This window comes from Endozoicomonas atrinae, assembly GCF_001647025.1.
Taxonomy (GTDB): Bacteria; Pseudomonadota; Gammaproteobacteria; order Pseudomonadales; family Endozoicomonadaceae; genus Endozoicomonas; species Endozoicomonas atrinae.
The window spans coordinates 1-2,297 of sequence record NZ_LUKQ02000463.1; the positions used below are offsets into that span (position 1 = coordinate 1).

The following is a 2,297-nucleotide window of genomic DNA, read 5'->3' on the forward strand; positions in this document are numbered from 1 at the left end:
TGCCCGACGATGGAATACCCACGGCCAGAGTGAACATAAACAACCCGGGTTGTCGGATGAATATGATGCACTTGCTCAGAAGTAAACGGTGGAATGGTGAGTTGCTGGAATGTCGGATCACCGATTCTCTCCGGTGGGAATAACTGACGGGTAGCGCAGCCATTCACATAGGGGAGGTTTACGGCCTGCTTCAAGTCCATTGACTTGTTGCCGCAGTGATAGCCCCGGATCACGACAGCCATGTATTCCGAATCGACCACCACTGGACCCGCATACCACATAGCGACAGAAGCATCCTGCCCGAGGTAAATGACAGAATCGCCTTTCGCTACAGTGACCGTATGTTTCCCTGCATAGGCTGTGTAGGTATAGAGATCATGCTTACGGCTATGGTTAGTCTCTGGCTGTTTGCCATCAAAGTAATATGCGCCATATTCTTCGTTAACGATTGCCATATTCAGACCTCCCAAGCCTGCGAGAAATTATCATCCTGAATCAGCTGGCTCTTGGGTATTCCGACCCGGGATGCAAGCCGAATGACTTCCTCACTCTCCATTTGCAGGCGAGCCATAATCTCCTGCTGTGATAAGCCTTGTTCTACGAGTGACTGGACAATACCGGCCATATTGAGAACGCCATGTGTCCCTCTCGCCCGGTTATGGCGAATGGTGGCCATCTTCTGGCTCGACTCATCCTTGGGCGTAGTCATAACCGTCGGAACCAGACCATCAGTGAGCGTTGAAATGTCCGCATCACCTGAGACCGTCCAACGGTGAAAGCCATCAACAATTTCGAGATCTGGGTTTACGACGATAGGCTGTGTCCAGCCATCTTCGATAATGCTGATCTTGAGCAGTTTTAATTCAGTGGAGGCTACACGGTTGGGATTGTAATTGTTCGGCTTGAGTTCGTTCCGATCCCGCCAGACGACTTCACTTATCGGCTGGCTTTGATGCTTTGGTTTTTTGCTTCTTGCCATAAATCCTTTTCGCCTCTTCGAGCGTTATTCCGATCTTGTTTCTTGTCCTCTCACCTTGAGAGGCCATTCCCTGACTGACCCTGCCTTTGAAGTCTCCCCTCGCTGCCATCTTGCCGAGGAACTTCCAAGAGCAACCGGATAGCGGGTGAGGTTCTTCTTCCGGGATAGGATCGTCGGTGTAATTCTTGTGATACCGGATCATCCCGTTTATTTCCTTGGCAACCATCCGCTTGTACTCATCATCAAACTGATCGAGTACGTTTTGGATATGCTCTCGCCATGAAGTCTGGTCAGGCTTAAAGCCTGTCGAGTAGAGTTCCGTGTTGCCATAACGGGCAGCGGTTGCCGCACCTGGTACTCGATGGATCATCTTTTCCCACATTTCCGGGAAGCATTCAGCGTAGAGCCATAAGCCCCTCAGTGGTTCCTCTCCGAACGGTGGACAGACTCTCTGGCCTAAGAGGTTGGCATGGAGATCGGTTCGATTAACAACGTCGTACGTCCGGTTATAGTCTTCGTTTTTCACCTTAACTAACCGCCATACATCAGCCGATGACCAGTCATAAATCGGATAAGCGAAGGCGACTCCCTTCTCTGGTGTCGAGAGGTAGTTGTCCTGCTTCTTCCGGGCGACACAGCGGTAACGCCTGATACTTTCCTCGGTACGGATACCTTGGATAACAACCTTGTTGGTGTTTCTGAAATGAGCAAGCCCGAAGTCCTGCATACTCATCCCGAATTTAAACCGGGGATGCTCACTGATCGCCCACTCTGGCATATCCCTGACCCAGAGGTGTTTTTCCTCCGGGTGCCAGCAATGCCAGAACGGTTGCTCATTCGAGCAGGCATTGCGGTGTTTGATCGGGAGGCAGTACCACTCGAGTTCAACATCAGGCCTGTTTCTGATCCGCTCGACGTATTCTATGGTTGGCGGGTGAATGGCTTCCTCATCGTAGAAGACAGCCTTGACGGGCAGCTTTCCGAGCCGGGTAGCGACATCAATGGCACAGAGAAGCATAGCGGTCGAATCCTTACCACCACTGAAACTGACAATCACTTCGTCATAGAGCCGATAGAGGTATTCGAGCCGTTCTAGCGTCTTGTCATAGACGTTTTGATCAATGTATTTCTTCTTGTGATACATACCGATCCACCAGCACCATGAGAGCGTCTTCTGTCGCTGTGATTGAGAGGTCGTTTTTAATCTCATTGATCACTTCAATGAGTCGGAGCTTGTTCTCATGGAGCATGACGAGTTCAAAGGCTGAATACCCCTCATCCGTTCTCCGAGGCTCACGATCCCCGCTATCGCTATCAC

Annotated in this window: 4 protein-coding genes; all 4 read right to left on the reverse strand. The window is 50.8% G+C overall.

Translation table 11 applies throughout. The features are described 5' to 3' along the window. Positions 1-455: hypothetical protein (locus tag AK963_RS27915; RefSeq protein WP_139117729.1), on the reverse strand; the 455-nt coding region annotated here is incomplete at its 3' end. A gap of 2 nt (positions 456-457) precedes the next feature. Then, entirely contained in the window at positions 458-979 is a 522-nt protein-coding gene (locus AK963_RS27920) for a ParB N-terminal domain-containing protein (RefSeq protein ID WP_066018580.1), read from the reverse strand. Next, positions 933-2,123, reverse strand: a complete 1,191-nt coding sequence (locus tag AK963_RS27925; RefSeq protein ID WP_066018581.1) for a phosphoadenosine phosphosulfate reductase domain-containing protein — start codon at positions 2,121-2,123, stop codon at positions 933-935. Before AK963_RS27925 ends, AK963_RS27920 begins: the two co-directional genes overlap by 47 nt. Further along, positions 2,098-2,297 (reverse strand): hypothetical protein (locus AK963_RS36140; RefSeq protein ID WP_238593877.1); only part of this gene is annotated, 200 nt, incomplete at its 5' end. The genes AK963_RS36140 and AK963_RS27925, both read right to left, overlap by 26 nt.